This window comes from Nocardiopsis ganjiahuensis DSM 45031 (assembly GCF_000341085.1).
GTDB classification, from domain to species: domain Bacteria; phylum Actinomycetota; class Actinomycetes; order Streptosporangiales; family Streptosporangiaceae; genus Nocardiopsis; species Nocardiopsis ganjiahuensis.
The window spans coordinates 34,275-49,182 of record NZ_ANBA01000027.1 but is presented as its reverse complement, the minus strand read 5'-3'; the positions used below and the strand labels follow the sequence as shown (position 1 = coordinate 49,182).

General features: G+C 70.0%; 14 protein-coding genes, 1 tRNA gene and 1 pseudogene. 10 read left to right on the top strand and 6 right to left on the bottom strand.

Annotated elements, in window-relative coordinates; all coding sequences use genetic code 11:
* Positions 1-3: 3 nt before the first annotated feature.
* Positions 4-855, bottom strand: coding sequence for an oxygenase MpaB family protein (locus tag D458_RS0128745; RefSeq protein WP_017590178.1), 852 nt, complete (start codon positions 853-855; stop codon positions 4-6).
* 136 nt (positions 856-991) lie between these two features.
* Positions 992-2,200 (bottom strand): DUF4037 domain-containing protein, encoded by a 1,209-nt coding sequence (locus D458_RS0128740; protein WP_017590177.1) that lies wholly within the window; start codon positions 2,198-2,200, stop codon positions 992-994.
* 558 nt (positions 2,201-2,758) lie between these two features.
* Between D458_RS0128740 and D458_RS0128735 the strand changes: the two genes are divergently transcribed.
* From D458_RS0128735 to D458_RS0128720, 4 genes are all read left to right on the top strand, one after another.
* Entirely contained in the window at positions 2,759-3,277 is a 519-nt protein-coding gene (locus tag D458_RS0128735) for a lytic polysaccharide monooxygenase auxiliary activity family 9 protein (RefSeq protein ID WP_017590176.1), read from the top strand.
* 252 nt (positions 3,278-3,529) lie between these two features.
* Positions 3,530-4,477 (top strand): transglycosylase SLT domain-containing protein, encoded by a 948-nt coding sequence (locus tag D458_RS34510; protein ID WP_017590175.1) that lies wholly within the window; start codon positions 3,530-3,532, stop codon positions 4,475-4,477.
* A 65-nt stretch (positions 4,478-4,542) separates the two neighbouring features.
* Entirely contained in the window at positions 4,543-5,271 is a 729-nt protein-coding gene (locus D458_RS0128725; RefSeq protein ID WP_017590174.1) for a hypothetical protein, read from the top strand.
* A 179-nt stretch (positions 5,272-5,450) separates the two neighbouring features.
* Complete coding sequence (locus D458_RS0128720; RefSeq protein ID WP_040702937.1) at positions 5,451-6,407, top strand: Lrp/AsnC family transcriptional regulator; 957 nt, start codon at positions 5,451-5,453, stop codon at positions 6,405-6,407.
* 46 nt (positions 6,408-6,453) lie between these two features.
* Here the strand turns inward: D458_RS0128720 and D458_RS0128715 are convergent, their stop codons facing one another.
* The gene (locus D458_RS0128715) at positions 6,454-7,908 is read right to left on the bottom strand and encodes an amidase family protein (RefSeq protein WP_017590172.1); all 1,455 of its coding nucleotides are present in this window, start codon (positions 7,906-7,908) and stop codon (positions 6,454-6,456) included.
* A 294-nt stretch (positions 7,909-8,202) separates the two neighbouring features.
* Between D458_RS0128715 and D458_RS34505 the strand changes: the two genes are divergently transcribed.
* The 4 genes from D458_RS34505 (at position 8,203) to D458_RS0128695 (ending at position 11,365) form a co-directional block, all read left to right on the top strand.
* The gene (locus D458_RS34505) at positions 8,203-9,009 is read left to right on the top strand and encodes a DUF5058 family protein (RefSeq protein ID WP_017590171.1); all 807 of its coding nucleotides are present in this window, start codon (positions 8,203-8,205) and stop codon (positions 9,007-9,009) included.
* 26 nt (positions 9,010-9,035) lie between these two features.
* Complete coding sequence (locus D458_RS0128705; RefSeq protein ID WP_017590170.1) at positions 9,036-9,812, top strand: hypothetical protein; 777 nt, start codon at positions 9,036-9,038, stop codon at positions 9,810-9,812.
* Complete coding sequence (locus D458_RS0128700) at positions 9,813-11,060, top strand: amidohydrolase (protein ID WP_017590169.1); 1,248 nt, start codon at positions 9,813-9,815, stop codon at positions 11,058-11,060. It begins immediately after the preceding gene.
* A gap of 98 nt (positions 11,061-11,158) precedes the next feature.
* Positions 11,159-11,365, top strand: coding sequence for a hypothetical protein (locus tag D458_RS0128695; RefSeq protein ID WP_017590168.1), 207 nt, complete (start codon positions 11,159-11,161; stop codon positions 11,363-11,365).
* A 271-nt stretch (positions 11,366-11,636) separates the two neighbouring features.
* On the opposite strand, the gene D458_RS0128690 is transcribed toward D458_RS0128695, so the two are convergent.
* Complete coding sequence (locus D458_RS0128690) at positions 11,637-12,641, bottom strand: HNH endonuclease (RefSeq protein ID WP_017590167.1); 1,005 nt, start codon at positions 12,639-12,641, stop codon at positions 11,637-11,639.
* Between the two features lie 184 nt (positions 12,642-12,825).
* Here D458_RS0128690 and D458_RS0128685 point away from each other — a divergent pair.
* Positions 12,826-13,053 (top strand): annotated as a pseudogene (locus D458_RS0128685) (cell division protein FtsK); the annotation flags it as partial.
* Between the two features lie 275 nt (positions 13,054-13,328).
* Here D458_RS0128685 and D458_RS0128680 read toward each other — a convergent pair.
* On the bottom strand, positions 13,329-13,625 hold the full coding sequence (locus D458_RS0128680; RefSeq protein WP_017590165.1) for a hypothetical protein: 297 nt from the start codon (positions 13,623-13,625) through the stop codon (positions 13,329-13,331).
* A 71-nt stretch (positions 13,626-13,696) separates the two neighbouring features.
* Between D458_RS0128680 and D458_RS37760 the strand changes: the two genes are divergently transcribed.
* The gene (locus D458_RS37760; protein WP_338037030.1) at positions 13,697-14,101 is read left to right on the top strand and encodes a replication initiator; all 405 of its coding nucleotides are present in this window, start codon (positions 13,697-13,699) and stop codon (positions 14,099-14,101) included.
* 726 nt (positions 14,102-14,827) lie between these two features.
* Here D458_RS37760 and D458_RS0128665 read toward each other — a convergent pair.
* Positions 14,828-14,904 (bottom strand) — tRNA-Pro (locus tag D458_RS0128665).
* Positions 14,905-14,908: the final 4 nt, after the last annotated feature.

The following is a 14,908-nucleotide window of genomic DNA, read 5'->3' as shown; positions in this document are numbered from 1 at the left end:
GGCTCAGCTCACCCGGCTTCCGTGGCCGCCGCCCCGGCCGTTCCTTCCGCCCTTCGCCGGTCTCCCCGACGGCTTCACCGGCTTCCATCCCTTGTTCTTCCGGAGGGACCGCATGTACAGCGTGGCGGGCAGGGAGCGCACCGTCTTCGGCAGGCGCGGGTAGACCGCCCGGGTGAGACGCATCAGGCGGTCGAACCTGCGCTGGTGGGCCCGTGACCAAGGGATCTCGAACTCGCGCCGCAGCTCCGGCGTCAGCAGCCCTCCGCTGAGGAACCTCTGAGTCAGGGTGAGCGGCCACAGCAGGCGGTTGTTCGGACGGAAGAGCTCCCGGGCCAGTTCCCGGGCCTGCGGGCCGACCTCCAGGCGCTCGGACGCGCGCTCCCAGTAGGCGTCGAACTCCGCCGGGTTTCGCGGCCACTGCTCGGGGGGTAGGCCGAGGGCGGTGGCATACACCGCGGCCTCGCGCAGGAAGCCCTCGCGCTCCTCCGCGCTCAGGTCGGCGACGGTCAGCTCGTAGAGGCGCACCGCGCTCCGGTGGAGGGTCGCCGCGACCCACAGCAGCAGCTCGGGGTCGAGGGCGTCGTAACCTGGCCCCCGGACCTTGCGGTGTACGGCTCGCACGATGGAGTGCACGCGTTCGCGCTCCTCCTCGGTCCCGTGCGCGGTCCCGTAGACGTAGTACAGGGTGCCGCGCAGGCGGTCGAGGGGGCGGGAGGCGAAGTCGCTGTGCTCGGCCACGCCCCGGGCGACGCTGGGGTGCGCGATCTGGAGCAGGACCGCGTAGCCGGCGCCGCCCAGCAGGCTGGCCTCGGCGTTGACGCGCCGGAACGTTGATTCGTCGGACGATCGGTCCATGTCTGGATCGTAGGGCAACGCCCTCGGCCGTCGCCGGTGACGCGCCCATCCTGGTTTGTGGTGAAAGATTCCCCCGGGGAGTGGCCCCGGAGAACCCGCTCATGGGCGGTTCCGGGCGGGCCCGCTCATGGGTCGCTCATGGGCGGCGGAGCCGGTCCACGGACGCGGACGCGCGGCGGGCCAGGGTGACGTCCTCCAGGGCGTCGGTGCTGTCCAGGTACTGGTCGACGGCGCCCACCGGCGGCCTGCCGACGAGTTCGGGGTCCTCGATCCCGGCCAGGAGCGCCTCGGTGAACCGCCGGGCGTCCAGAACCGGGTACGGCCGGGAGTGGAAGGGCCGCGGCTCGGGGGAGAGCTCCTCGGCCAGCCCGGTCCGATTCTGCCAGGAAGCGACCAGGCGGTAGGCCTCGGCCAGGTCGTGCTGGGGGTCCGCGGAGGTGAGTGCCCGGCGCAGTACCGGGGCCGTCTCGGCCGCCTCCGGGAGTGCGGAGAAGGCCGAGCCCAGCCACTTGGAGTAGGGCGGATAGCGGCGGGCCAGCAGCAGGCACAGCCGCATGAGGTCGCGGACCAGGCGCGCTGCGACCACCCGTTGGCCGAGATCGTCGCCGGCCTCCGCGCAGCGGCCCACGAACGGCTCCTCCTGGGCGATGCGCAGCCACTGGCAGGCCAGCACGTAACGCCAGACGTCGGTCGGGTACCAGGCCAGGGCCTCCCGTGCGGCGACCAGCTCTCCGGTGCCGTCATGGAAGACCGCCCCGCCGACGAGCCCGGCCAGCCGCTGCGTCGGGGCGGCCAGCCAGTCGGCGGTGCCCACCCCGGCGCGCGGGTCGAAACCCAGCCACTCGTCGAACCAGGGACCGAACCCGACCACGTCCACGAGGTGGTGCCCCGTCGGCGCGTCGGTGAGCTGCCAGACCCCCGGGTCGCCGGGGGCGGGCGCGTACCGGGTGGGCCAGCCTCGCACCCGCCGTGGCAGGGCCGCCCCGATCCGCTCGCGGAGCAGGGCGGGGTACTCGGGGGCGCAGCCATCGGGCAGGAACAGCTGGAGCCGGGGACCCCAGTCGTGGTCGGTGGAGCGCTCGGTGTCCAAACCGAGGACCTCCGAACCCGCGCCCACCCGGGCCGCCGCGTGCGGCACCCCCTCCAGCAGAGGGGCCACCCCCTCCTCGTACAGGGCGCGGGACAGCTCCAGGCCGGGCAGGAACGGGGGTTTCCCCGACCGGCGCGTCTCGGACCGGCACGCTTCGGTCCGGCACGCTTCGGACCGGTGCACCTCGGGCGGGTGCGCAGCGGAGGGGGCCGCCTCGGTCAGGGGTGCTTCGGACGGGGGTGCTTCGTCGACCATGGCCGTTCTCTCCGCTCTCGACGTCCCGTGCCGGTCCTCCCGCAGGGTCGGGTCCTGTTCTGCCACCCCCGCTCCGGCCCTGTCCAAGGGTTTTCGCCGGCCTTTCCGACGGGTGGGGGTAAGGAAAATATGACCTTCAGGTGAGGTCTGGTGGGGCGCGCGAAAGGTCGACCTATTGGTCTAGTCCTTTCCTCGGCAGACCGGTACCGAGCGCCGGTGATCATCGAGCCAGTTCGGGGCGCAGAGGGCTACTCACGCCCCACCAGTACCAGTGCCCGGAACCCCGCCGCTGGGCCCTTCCGCTGGTATGGGCGGAGCCCCTCAACCCCCGGTAGCAGGGATCTTGACGGGCGGTGACAACCTCTTTACCGTCTTCGGCACCGGGTGGACGGAAAGTCCCGAAACCCACGGGAACATCCCCGGGTACCCCGACCTGGGGACTCACGGAAATAACCGGCCGTGAGCGCATCCCACCCGCCCTGGGCCGGAAACGGTCCGGGTCACCCCGCTACGGCCTTCCGAGGTCGTGACCCAGCAAGAAGGGCTCCCTTCATGAGAATGCGCAACAAGATCCGCTCCACCGCGGCCGTCGGCGCCGCAACTGCCCTGGCCTTCACCCTGATGCCCGCGGGCGCCGCCAGCGCCCACGGCTACATCGACACCCCGGCCAGCCGACAGGCCCAGTGCGCCGCGGGCACCGTCTCGTGCGGGCCGATCCAGTGGGAGCCGCAGAGCGTCGAGGGCCCCAAGGGCCTGATGAGCTGCTCCGGCGGCAACGAGGCCTTCTCCGAGCTGGACGACGACAACTACGGCTGGGACGTCACCCCCGTCGGTACCACCGCCACGTTCGACTGGACGATCACCGCCGCCCACTCGACCGCCACGTGGGAGTACTTCATCGACGGCCAGCTGATCGAGAGCTTCGACGACGGCGGTGCGCAGCCGCCGTGGAACTTCTCCCACGACGTCGACCTGTCCGGCTACAGCGGCGAGCAGACCGTGCTGGCCCGCTGGAACGTCGCGGACACCCCGATGGCCTTCTACGTCTGCGTCGACGTGAACGTCGGCGCCCTCTAAGGGTTCCGGGGACACCTCCCGCACGTCGTGATCCCCTGTGCCAGGGAACCCCGCCCCGGTCCGGCCCAGTGAGCCGGACCGGGGCGCACCCGTGAACAGAGTTCTCCGCCCGAGCAGCGGGCCCGCGGCTGTTCTCTTATGGCCGGAATCGGCCGCGATCGACCCAACGGCTACCGGTGCCCGTTTCGGTGGTGACGTCATGGGACCATGCATGGGGTCAGGTCACGACTACTCCCGGACGGACCCTCTCGTATGGGACAGCCCTTCCCGCCGCCTTCCCCCGGCCACTCCGGCGACCAGGGACAGCCTCCGCTCCCGGCCGGGAGCTCCGGCTACCCGGACCAACAGAACCAGTTTCCGCAGCAGCCTCCGGGCCGGCCCCAGCAGCCCCCGCAGCCGGGTCACCCCCAGTACCAAGGCCAACCCCCGCAGCCGGGTCACCCCCAGTACCCGGGCCAGCCCCAGCAGCAGCCCCAGTACCCGGGTCAGCCCCCGCACCCGCCCGGACACCCCGGCGCGCCCGGCGGACCCCCGCCCGGCGGACGCCGTCCCCGGACCCTGCTGACCGTCGCCCTCACCGCCTCCGTCACCCTCGCCGTCCTCGGTTCCCTCACCTGGGTGGTCGCCACCTCCTACGGTTCCTCCACCGGGGTGGGCTCCGTCGGCGGTCTGCCCACCGACGACCCCTGCGCGGTCGTCGACGAAGGCACGCTTTCCGCTCTGGACGGGGAAGTCGCCTCCTGGCACACGAACACCTACGGCAACGGGTGCAGCTGGACGGTCACCCTGGACGACGAGGGTGAGACCTCCCTCTACTACAGCCGTTCCGTGCCCATGTCCGGGACCGACGCCGACCTGGTGGAGGAGTTCGACGACGAGCTCGAGGTACCCCGGGACGTCGACGCCCTCTACGAGCGCTCGGTCGAAGGCGCCGCCGAACTCGCGTACACGACGGACACCATGTCCGTCTCCGGTACCCGGGACCGGCCCCTCCAGTTCGGGGACGAGAGCGTGATCGTCCTGACCGACATCTCCTACGGGAGCGCGGGCTCCGGCAGCCAGCGCGTCTACGTCGTCGTCCGGGAGGGAGGGGTCGTCAGCCAGCTCAACTACACCCTGACCGTCCTGGACGACGAGAGCATCGACCTGGACGAGGCCGAAGAGCTGATCAGCGACGTGGCCGCCGACGCGTTCGGATGACCGCCGGCACTTTCCTCCCCTTTCCCTGAAACGTGCATGGACGACGTCCAGAACAGGAGACCGCCGTGTACAACGGCCCATCCCAGCAGTTCCCGCCGCAGCCCCAGCCGGGACCCCACCCCGTTCCCGGATCCCACCCCGCACCGTCCCCGCGCCGGGGCGGCACCGGGCGCACCATCGGGATCACCCTGGCCGCGACGGTCGGTGTCTACGCCCTGGTCGCCGGGGGCATCTGGCTGCTGGCCCCCTCCAGCGCCTCCGTGACGGGGCCCGAGTTCGAAGGGCTCCCCGGCGACCCCTGCGCCGTACCGACCGGCTCCCAGCTCAACTCCCTCTCCGCGAGGATGCCGAGCGCCCAGCTGTCCGCGGCCGACTCCAGGTGCTCGTGGAGCGTCGAGTACTCCGACGGGACCCGGGGCAGCCTGAACGTCAGGTACTGGTTCCCCACGGACGACGACAACCAGCCGAAGCGAGGCTCTTCGGAGGTCGAGGAGGCGTACGAGGACAGGGCCGAACAACTGCTCGACGGCACGAACGGGGAGGACGACTACTGGACGGTGGAGGTCCAGGAGTCACACGAGCCGGACTTCGGCGACCAGGCGGTGGTGTCGCACTTCCGGGAGGGCTACGAGGACCTTCGGGGCGGCGCCGAGGTGCTGGTCCTGGCCGACGGTGTACTGATCGAGGTCGCGGCCAAGGAGGTCGGGGAGGAGACCTCCGGACGCCCCGACTTCACCGGTGACGAGGACACCCTGGTCGCCGTCGCCGAACGCGCCGTCGCCCACCTGGAGTGACCCCGCCGCCCCGGCGGTCCCGCGGGCGAGGGGCGTCAGCTCCGGAGGCGGGCCTGCCGGAGACGGGCCCGGAGGCCGCGGGAGCGGAGAGCGCGGGACCGGACCTCCTCGTGAGGAGGTCCGGCGCTGACCGGCGAGTGGCCCCCCTCTAGGCTGACCACCATGGAAAGCGTGTGGAGATGACCCGCGTCCTGGACGGGTTGGAGCGGCGCATCGCAGCCGCGCTGCAGGTCGACGGGCGGGCCTCCTGGCGCGGGATCGCGTCGGTGCTCGCCGAACCCGAGCGCACCGTGGCCCGCCGCGGGAACGAACTGCTGGCCTCCGGAGCCGTGGCCGTCGTGGGGATACTGCCCCACGCTGACGCCGCGGTGCTGAGGGTCAGCTGCTCCCCCGGCACCGCGCGGATGGCCACCGAGTCGCTGGCCCAGCGCTCCGACTGCACCTTCGCCTACATGACCACGGGCTCCACCGACTGCGTCGCCGAGCTGATGTTCGACTCCGGGAAGCTCCCCCAGGTGCTCGGAACGGAGGTCCCCGCGACCGTGGGCCTGCTGACCGCGGTCAGCTACCCGGTCCTGCGCTACTTCCGCACGATCCGCGGCTGGCGCTCCGGACCGCTGACCGAGGCCCAGGTCGCCGCGCTGACCTCCGAGTACTCCACCGACCACACCGAGATGCCGGACAGCTCCGAGCTCACGCCCCAGGACCTGCGGATCGCCGAGGTGCTGGCCGAGAACGGGCGGGCCGGGTACGAGGAGATCGCCCGGCGGACCGGTACCTCCGAGAGCACGGCGAGCCGCCGCACCGACTGGCTGCTGCGGCACGGCCACGTCCACCTGCGCGCCCTCGTGGAGCCCGCGCTGGTGGGCCTGCCCGTGGAGGCCGTGCTGTGGATCCGCGCCGCGCCGAACCGGGTGGACGGGATCGGCCGGGAACTGTCCGCGCAGCGGGAGGTCCGGTACGCCGCCGCGCTTGCGGGCGACCACCAGCTCGTCGCCAACGTGACGGTCCCGGACAACGCCGCGCTCTACCGGTTCACCACCGAGTCGGCCTGGGCCGCCCGCGCCGAGAGCGTCGAGACCACACTGCTGCTGCACGCCCGCAAGCGCGGAGGCAGGATGCTGCCCGTCGCCTGACGGAAGGGCCGGGCGGCGCTGACCCGGCAGCGCCGCCCGGCGGTGCTCACCCGGCGGCCGCCGTCACCACCGGGCGCACGTCCTGCCCCGCCCGGGTCTCCGGTCGGCGGTCGGTGCAGCGCGTACGGTCCTCGAACGCCTTGGCGTAGCGCAGCAGCTCCACGTCCCGGTAGTGGTTCACGGCCATCTGGAAGCCCACGGGGAGCCCGGACGCGGTGAAGCCGGCCGGCATCGCCAGCACCGGGAGCCCGGTGGCGGAGAGCACGCAGGCCGAGCGCATCCAGTCCAGGTAGGTCTCGGGCCTTACCCCGTTGATCTCCGACGGGTAGCGCAGCCGTGCGTCGAAGGGGAGCACCTGCGCGCCCGGGCTCAGGAAGAGGTCGTAGCGCGAGTAGAAGGCGCGGACGGCCGCGGCCAACCGGGTCCGCGCGGCGGTCGCGTCCATGATCTGCTGCGCGGTCAGCTCCCAGCCGGACTCCACGTTCCAGACGACCTCGGGCTTGATGAGCTCCCGGTACTCGCGCACCAGCGGGCCCAGCCCGGAGGCGAAGTCGAGGGCACGGGTGGTCCGGAAGACCTCGTCGGCACCGGTGAGGTCCGGTGCGGCCTCCTCCACGGTCGCCCCGGCCTCCTCGAAGACGCGCAACTGCCGGGCGAGCACCTCCAGGACCTCGGTCTCGACGGGGATCCCGAGTCCGAAGTCCGGGCTCCAGGCGATCCGGACACCGCTCAGGTCACCGACCACCGGTCCGGCGAAGTCGGCTCCGGTCAACGGGGCCGGAGGCAGGACCCGGTCCGAAGGGCCGGCGACGGCGGACATGAACAGGGCGATGTCGGACACCTCGCGGGCCATCGGGCCGGTGCGCCCCAGCCAAGCCCAGTCGTTGTTCACCGACGGCGCGGGGAGCACCCCGTAGGAGGGGCGGAAGCCCACCACGTTGCAGAACGACGCCGGGATGCGCAGCGAGCCGCCCATGTCCGATCCCTCGCCCAGCGGCTGGATGCCGGCGGCGACGGCCGCGGCCACCCCGCCGGAGGAGCCACCCGCGCTGCGTGTGGGGTCGTACGGGTTGGTGGTGGTGCCGAAGACGTCGTTGAAGGTGTGCGACCCGGCCCCGAACTCCGGCACGTTCGACTTCCCGGTGGCGACGACACCCGCCTCCCGCAGCCGGGCGACGACGGCGTCGTCCTCGGCGGGCACGAGGTCCGCGAAGACCCGGGAACCGTTGGTGCTGCGCATCCCGGCCACCGCGTGGGTGTCCTTGTGGGTCATCGGCAGCCCGTGCAGGGGAGGGAGTTCGGCCCCGGAACCGGTGCGCCGGTCAGCGGCGTCAGCGGCGGCGAGGGCCTGTTCCGGTTCCACGGTGACCACGGCGTTGACGGCGGGGTTGACCGCGTCGATCCGCTCCAGGTGAGAGGCGACGGCCTCCCGTGCGGAGACCTCGCGACGGCGGATCGCGCCCACCAGGTCGGTCGCTGACATCTGCTGGATCTCGTTCATGGTCGCTTGCTGGCTCCTTCACCGCTGCGGCGTCTGCCGGGTCCGTCGGGAGCCGGGGAGATCCGGCGGGTCGGTCGGGGCCCGCCGGGTCCCCCCGGCTCGTGGGCCCAGTCTCCGCCGCGGCCGGGCGATCCGGAACGGCCCCCGGGTGATCGGCGCCATATTGACGGAAACGGCCATGTTCGTGGCCTTTTCCGCCAGGTATTGCCACCCCCGACGCGCCTGCCGGAAGGTGTCTGGATCAGGGGCAAGAAAAGTGTCGCCCGTCACAGGAAAGAAGGAGCGTCCCTGTCCATGGCATCCCTGAACCCGGGTCCGTCGGAGGGCCTGTCAGCGGTCCTGCCGCCGGGCCCGCCCCCAGCCCCGTCAGCGGCTCCGCCGACCGCGGACGGGGCCACCGACCTCCTCTCGGTGGCCAACTCCCCGGTGATCTGGCTGTGCGCGCTCGGCGTCTTCGCCGCCATCTTCGTCCAGACCTTCGTCTACATGCGGGCGGCCCGTACCGTCGGCCCCGAGGTCGGGATGAGCCGGACGGACCTCACCGGCGCCTTCCGAGCCGGTGCCGTGGCCTCGATCGGCCCGTCCCTCGCCGTCGTCCTGGTGGCGGTCGCCCTCCTGGCGCTGTTCGGCACCCCCGCCGTACTCGCGCGCATCGGACTGATCGGGTCGGCGGGCACCGAGGTCGCGTCCGCGGGGATCGCCACGGGCACGGCCGGGGCGACCCTGGGCGGAACCGGGTACGACGCGTCCGTCTTCGCCCTGGCCTTCATCGCGATGAGCCTGTCCGGGGGCATGTGGATGCTGGCCACCCTGCTGCTCACCCCGGTGCTCGAACGGGGCGGGAAGAAGCTGGCTTCGGCGAACCCCGCCCTCATGGCGATCCTCCCCTGCGGCGCCCTGCTCGGCGCCTTCAGCATGCTGACGGTCACCGAGATCCCCAAGTCGGGCATCCACCTGGTCACCGTCATCGCCTCCGCCGGCGTGATGGTCGGCTGCCTGCTCCTGGCCAGGGCGCTCGACGCGCGCTGGCTCAAGGAGTGGGCGCTCGGTTTCTCCGTCATCGCGGCCCTGGCCGTCGCCTACCTGGCCCACGCCGCGTGATCCCCGGTTCCGGAGAAGGGAACACCATGACCACGGAAACCTCCCAGCGCGCCGACGCCGGCATGGCCGCGTTCGTCAGCACCACCTCGCGGTGGGGGCGGATCACCATGACCACCGCCCTGCTGCTGTCCCTGGCCGGCCCGGTCCACCTCGTCGCCTTCACGGGTGTGGAGGTCGGCGGGGCCCAGATCTGGATCGCGTTCGCCGCCGTCGCCGCCACCTTCGGGGTGATCTGGGTACTGGAACCGCTGACGTACTACCCCATCCTGGGGCCGGCGGCGATGTACCAGGCGTTCATGATCGGCAACATCTCCAACAAGCTCCTGCCCGCGGCGATCGTCGCCCAGGACAGCGTGAACGCCGCCCCCGGGACACGGCGCGGGGACCTGGCCGCGGTGATGGCCATCTGCGGTGCGGCCGTCGTCCACCTGACCTCGCTGCTGGTCTTCGTGGGGCTGCTGGGGAACTGGCTCCTCTCGATCCTGCCCGCCGAACTGATCGAGGTGGCCCGCCTCTACATCCTCCCCGCCGTCCTGGGGGCGGTGCTCGTGCAGTGCGTGGCCACGATGCGCCGGCCCCGGCCCACCGTCATCGCGGTCGTCGCGGCGCTGCTGATCCAGTTCGCCCTGATCCCGGTGCTCCCGGGGCTGGCCATGTACGCCACGGCCCTGTGCGTGGCGACGACGATGGCCCTGTCCTGGTTCCTGCGCGACCGCCGTCCGCCCGGTGAAGCCCTTCAGGAGGGGGACACCGACCCCGTTCCGTCCGACCCCCACACCCAGCCCGCGAAGGAAGGCCGCTGAATGACCACCCCGACCCCGACCACCCCGAACGAGACCGGGCCGGGCTCCGTCCTGGCCGGCCTGGACGCCGAGCACATGCACGGGATCTACCTGCACCTGCACGCCCACCCCGAACTCTCCATGCAGGAGCACGCCACCGCCGACTACGTCGCGGCCGAACTGGACGGCCTCGGCATCGAGAACTTCCGCTGCGGCGGCACCGGGGTAGTGGGGATCATCCGCAACGGTGAGGGCCCTGTGGTGGCGTTCCGCGCCGACACGGACGGGCTGCCCATCGCCGAGGACACCGGACTGGACTACGCGAGCACGGTCACCGGCACCCTCGAGGACGGCACCGCCGTGCCGGTCATGCACGGCTGCGGGCACGACACCCACGTCACGTCCCTGCTCACGGCGGCCCGTCTGCTCGCGGACCGCACCGACGCGTGGTCCGGAACCCTGGTGCTGGTGTTCCAGCCCGGCGAGGAGACCGCGGCGGGCGCCCGGGCGATGGTCGACGACGGTCTCTGGGACCGCGCCCCGCGTCCCGAGGTCGTCCTCGGCCAGCACGTGATGCCGGGCCAGGCCGGGACCGTGAACCTCTCCCACGGCACCGCGATGGCCATGGCCGACGCGCTGCGGGTGACGGTGTACGGCAAACAGTCGCACGGTTCGCAGCCGCAGGCCTCGATCGACCCGATCGTGCTCGGCGCGCACATGATCGCCCGGCTGCAGACGATCGTCTCCCGCGAGATCGACCCCCGCTCCCCGGCCGTGGTCACCTCCGGTACCTTCCACGCGGGCCTGAAGGAGAACATCATCCCGGACCGGGCGGAGTTCACTCTGAACATCCGCACGTTCGAGCAGGAGGTGCGCTCCCAGGCCCTCGCCGCGGTCCGTCGGATCGTCATCGGCGAGGCCGCCGTCTCCGGCGCCCCGGAGCCGCTGATCGAGGAGATCTACACCTTCCCGCGCTGCCACAACGACCCGGCCGAGGCCGAGCGGATCGAGTCCGCCCTGCGGGCCGAGCTCGGCGAGGAGAACGTGGCCGTCTCCGAACCGGTGATGGGGAGCGAGGACTTCGGCCACCTCGCCGACTCCATCGGGGTGCCCTCGGTCTTCTGGATGTTCGGCGGGTTCGACCTCGGCGAGGGCGAACCGCCGGTGAACCACTCCCCGTTCTTCGGCCCCGCCATGGAACCGACCCTGACCACCGGCACCCGCGCCGCGGTCACCGGCATCCTGGCCTACCTGGGCACCAAACCCTGAGGGGCCGGAAAACAGGCCGCCTCCGGAACCGCGGCCGGTGCTAACGTGAGTCAATCGTGCTCCACCCCCTCCGTTCCGGAGCACGGAAGGGAACCGTCATGGCAGACCCGACCAGTACCGCTGGTGACCGATCCGCGCCCGGGGAGCCGGAGGACGAGGGTGTCGAGGTGAGCGTGCAAAGCCTGCCCCCGGCTGAGGGCGGTCCCGCTTGGGAGGCGTCGGCCGTCACCGACGACGAACGGCTCGGCACGGTCCAGCGCAACCAGCTCTTCGAGGCGATGGGTGACACCCCCGAAACCGCCTGAGGCCCCGGCACCCGGCCCTTGGCGGCTGGGCGCTCAGCCCTCATGAACGCCGAGAGGCCGGTCCCGAAGGACCGGCCTCTCGCTCTGTCGGGGTGGCGGGATTTGAACCCACGGCCTCTTTCCGTACTTGGGCCCTGCGGTGGCCTGTGGGTGAACTCCGAGAACCGGCCCTGACCTCGTCCTTCGTCCTGGTCGGTTTTCGCCTTTTTGGGGCTCTCCCGGAGCCATGCGCACTGAATGTGCATTGACAGCGGGGCTCCCGCGGCTCCGGTCAGACCTGGGTCTGGCGCTGTTCCTTCACAAGGGTGCGGAGCTGGTCGACGGTCAGCCAGGGCTTGGACACGTGGATCATGCGGTGGCAGTTGGCACACAGGAGCGCGAGGTCGTCGAGTCGTGTCTCGCTCTCCCCGATGTGGTGGAGGGGGACGATGTGGTGCACCTCGATGTAGTTGCTGCCGCGGTCGCCGTAGGCCGTCGCGAAGTCGAAGCTGCACGCCTCGCAGGAGATGGGCTTTCCCTCGGCCCGGATCCTGGCGATCTTCCGGGTGCGGAGCTTGCGGCTGCGCTCGCGTGCGTAGTGCTTCCGGACGAGCAGCCGGCCCTCGGGAGCGCTGATCTCCTCGTCCGCTTCCTCCTCCTCGAACGCGGGCAGATCAGCGAGGTCGCCCGAGAGGACACCTGCACGAATGCTCTTGGCCGCGGCGTGCATGCGCTCGGGATCTTCGAGGAATGCCTCGCCGATCCTGCGGTCCAGCACGCCGCCATTGGTCTTCTTCGTCGTGTGCGAGGGGTGCCAGTCGCGGATGTTCGCCATCTTCAGCCTGACGCTCGATGGGCTGCGGAAGTTAGCGGGACGCTGCTCCACGGGGTGCAGGGGCAGGAGCCGAAGGATCTCGGACAGATCGACCACCTCCGGCCTGGAGGTGTCCAGCGTCTTCCAGCCGTGCCGTGCCAACAGGTCGCAGGCCAGTATCAGCTCGTCCCATACCCACGGAAGGTTGGTTCGGGCGTGAAACTTGAAACCGAGCGAGTTCAGAGTCTTGGCCACGGTGGCTGCTCCTCCTGAGAACTCCGAGGCCGGAAGAGGCCGGCCGTTCGCGTACTTGTGGGCTACTCCGCAGATGGCCTTGGAGTCGTACTCCCTGCCTTCGTAGAGCAGCGTGTACGAGCGTGCGGGCTTGAACCCGTAGGTGTCGAGGAAGACGTCCTGGCCGAGTTCGTCGTACTCGGCGATCGCCTTGAGAACCGCATCCTGTGTGATGTCCGCCAGACCCATGGCGTAAGCCTAGAAGCGGCTGACGACACGTAAGAGCGGATGTGTTCGTCCTGTCCTACGACGCGGTTGAAAGCGCCTGCGGTCGGTACTCGGATCACCACTGTTTCGGTCCGAGGTGCCCGACAGCGCTGGAGCCAGACACCCGAGCCGGACGCTTCCGCTGCCGGGACGGCACTCGCGCCGTCGCCTTGATGAGGCATCCCAGGTGGACATGGTCCTCGGCGAAGGCGCTCGGGAACGCGGAGCCCAGGCGCACCTGATCGACCCCACCCTCCCCGGGGTGGCCTACGTCCGCCTGGAAACCTCACCCTCCCCGGTACGGGTACGGGCCGCCTACGTCTCGGACGAGGACATCACCGCTATGACGAGTGGTTACGGACGGGGCGTCTCCTCGCATGAGGAAGTGGCGTGATGTCGGCGGTACTCAACCCACTCATGTACGTAGAGGATCGCGCACGCTACCAAGGCGAGCAGGGAACAGACGAATGCGGCCCAGATGCTGTCTGTTCGCAGCAAATCCTCGGCCCAGAGCAGGAGGCTCGTCGTCAACGCGACGGTAGCGACAGCAAAGAGCAGAAGCCATGGCTGGGGACGCCTACTGCGCATGTATCGGTCTCTCTCCTGGGTCAACTGCGGGGATCGGGGGAATCCGCTCTGTGCTTGCAGGGCTGGTCCGGTGGTGCTGTGTCAGAGCGGTGCGTCTTCCTGCTGAGGGGCCGCTCTGTACCTCAGGTGGGCGCGGATCTCCTGGAAGAGATTGATCAGGTGGATCAGCGCACTCAACCCCACGGCCCACATTCCTCGCGGGTGCTCGATCCACACGAAGACACCGATCGCGGCGGTCAGCACCAGGCCGACGATCGAAAACTTGACCAGCCACCGGTTTGCGGGCTCGGGAGTGGTCGTTGCACGCTCGCGCTTCATGACCTCGCGTTCGAGCTTCCTGGCCTCGGGGTCGTCAGGCGCGCGATGCCGACCGGCCACGTGGGGGATCCTTTCCGAGCCGTGCGGGCGTGGTGCTCCTGGGATGCGGAGCGGTTCTGGGTGGTGGGTTGATGCCGACTCCTACCGGTAAGTCCACCCGGGCCGAACGACTCGCGCAACCCCTGGCCCGGGAAGTGGCCGAACAGGTCACCGCCGATCACGGGGTGTGCATCCGGCCCGTTTCCCTTCGACGTACGAACATCGCGACCGGTGCCACCGAGGTGATCGACGTCCCCAGCGGGTCCATGCTCGAATCACGCTGTTTGGCCTGTGCAAAGAGAAAACGCTCGCTGCGCAGAACCCAGTGTGAAGAAGACTGGCACCTGGAAGCCGAGCCTGTCGTGGAATTTGATCCACCCACCGAACAGCAACAAAGCTGGGTGGAGCAGCGCGCCATGGTCACAGCAGCACCGCGACCACGGAGATCGTGTACCGGAAGGAGCTCCGGTCGGTCATCACGGAGGGCGCGGAGGTGAGGGGAGACCTCTTCGGATAGATCCAGAAAAGTGACTTGCGACACATGAGTGATTGGTGGTTCTGGTTGGGGTGGCGCGCGGCTTCCGAGGGCTGCGCAGGTCAAGCGCCGCTCCCGTCTTCTGATAACCAGTTTCTAGACCTAGGGTTTGACCTGCGAATTTCAGGTACAGAAATTCAAGCTGTCTGGGAAGGCGCTAAATTTAGGAACGAGGATCCTTCGTTCTCCACTCACGAGATCTCCGCCAGATGTAGTGCTGGCGGCTAAAGAACGCCTGCAAGGTGCAGGTGTTTCAGAGAGGAGAAAGTATGGATCCGGTTCACAGGCCCCCCAGGTGGCGCGAGCCTGGGCTTTGGCGCTTCATGGAGGCCCTGTGTCGCCTCCTGATGGAGATCATCAGGAGTAGCTAGGCCGACCCCTCCTGTGTGGAGGGGCCGACCATTTGGCGGGTAGGGCCTCGGCTTTTGCTTTGCTGGCGGTGTCGAGGCTCTGCCTGGCCTTCATATCAATCTGATACGAAAGAATCAGATTGATATAGATGTAGATTACACCCGTTTTCACTGAGGCCCACGCTTAGGACCACTACATGCTTCATAGGATCATGGGATCTATCCTGCGAGGCGTCGGCTCGTTGCGCTGGTCGCTGGGAGCAGCCTGGTGAGACTACTGGCCCCCTATTTGGCCCTCAACACGACGAAGGCCGGTCCCGTAGGACCGGCCTTCGTGCTGGTCGGGGTGGCGGGATTTGAACCCACGACCTCTTCGTCCCGAACGAAGCGCGCTGCCAAGCTGCGCTACACCCCGAAGC

Coding starts and splice junctions, on each gene's coding strand:
- D458_RS34505 (WP_017590171.1), top strand. CDS start 8,203: ATGGCATCCCTGAACCCGGGTCCGTCGGAGGGCCTGTCAGCGGTCCTG.
- D458_RS0128705 (WP_017590170.1), top strand. CDS start 9,036: ATGACCACGGAAACCTCCCAGCGCGCCGACGCCGGCATGGCCGCGTTC.
- D458_RS0128690 (WP_017590167.1), bottom strand. CDS start 12,641: ATGGGTCTGGCGGACATCACACAGGATGCGGTTCTCAAGGCGATCGCC.
- D458_RS0128735 (WP_017590176.1), top strand. CDS start 2,759: ATGCGCAACAAGATCCGCTCCACCGCGGCCGTCGGCGCCGCAACTGCC.
- D458_RS0128695 (WP_017590168.1), top strand. CDS start 11,159: ATGGCAGACCCGACCAGTACCGCTGGTGACCGATCCGCGCCCGGGGAG.
- D458_RS37760 (WP_338037030.1), top strand. CDS start 13,697: ATGCCGACTCCTACCGGTAAGTCCACCCGGGCCGAACGACTCGCGCAA.
- D458_RS0128720 (WP_040702937.1), top strand. CDS start 5,451: ATGACCCGCGTCCTGGACGGGTTGGAGCGGCGCATCGCAGCCGCGCTG.
- D458_RS0128700 (WP_017590169.1), top strand. CDS start 9,813: ATGACCACCCCGACCCCGACCACCCCGAACGAGACCGGGCCGGGCTCC.
- D458_RS34510 (WP_017590175.1), top strand. CDS start 3,530: ATGGGACAGCCCTTCCCGCCGCCTTCCCCCGGCCACTCCGGCGACCAG.
- D458_RS0128740 (WP_017590177.1), bottom strand. CDS start 2,200: ATGGTCGACGAAGCACCCCCGTCCGAAGCACCCCTGACCGAGGCGGCC.
- D458_RS0128745 (WP_017590178.1), bottom strand. CDS start 855: ATGGACCGATCGTCCGACGAATCAACGTTCCGGCGCGTCAACGCCGAG.
- D458_RS0128715 (WP_017590172.1), bottom strand. CDS start 7,908: ATGAACGAGATCCAGCAGATGTCAGCGACCGACCTGGTGGGCGCGATC.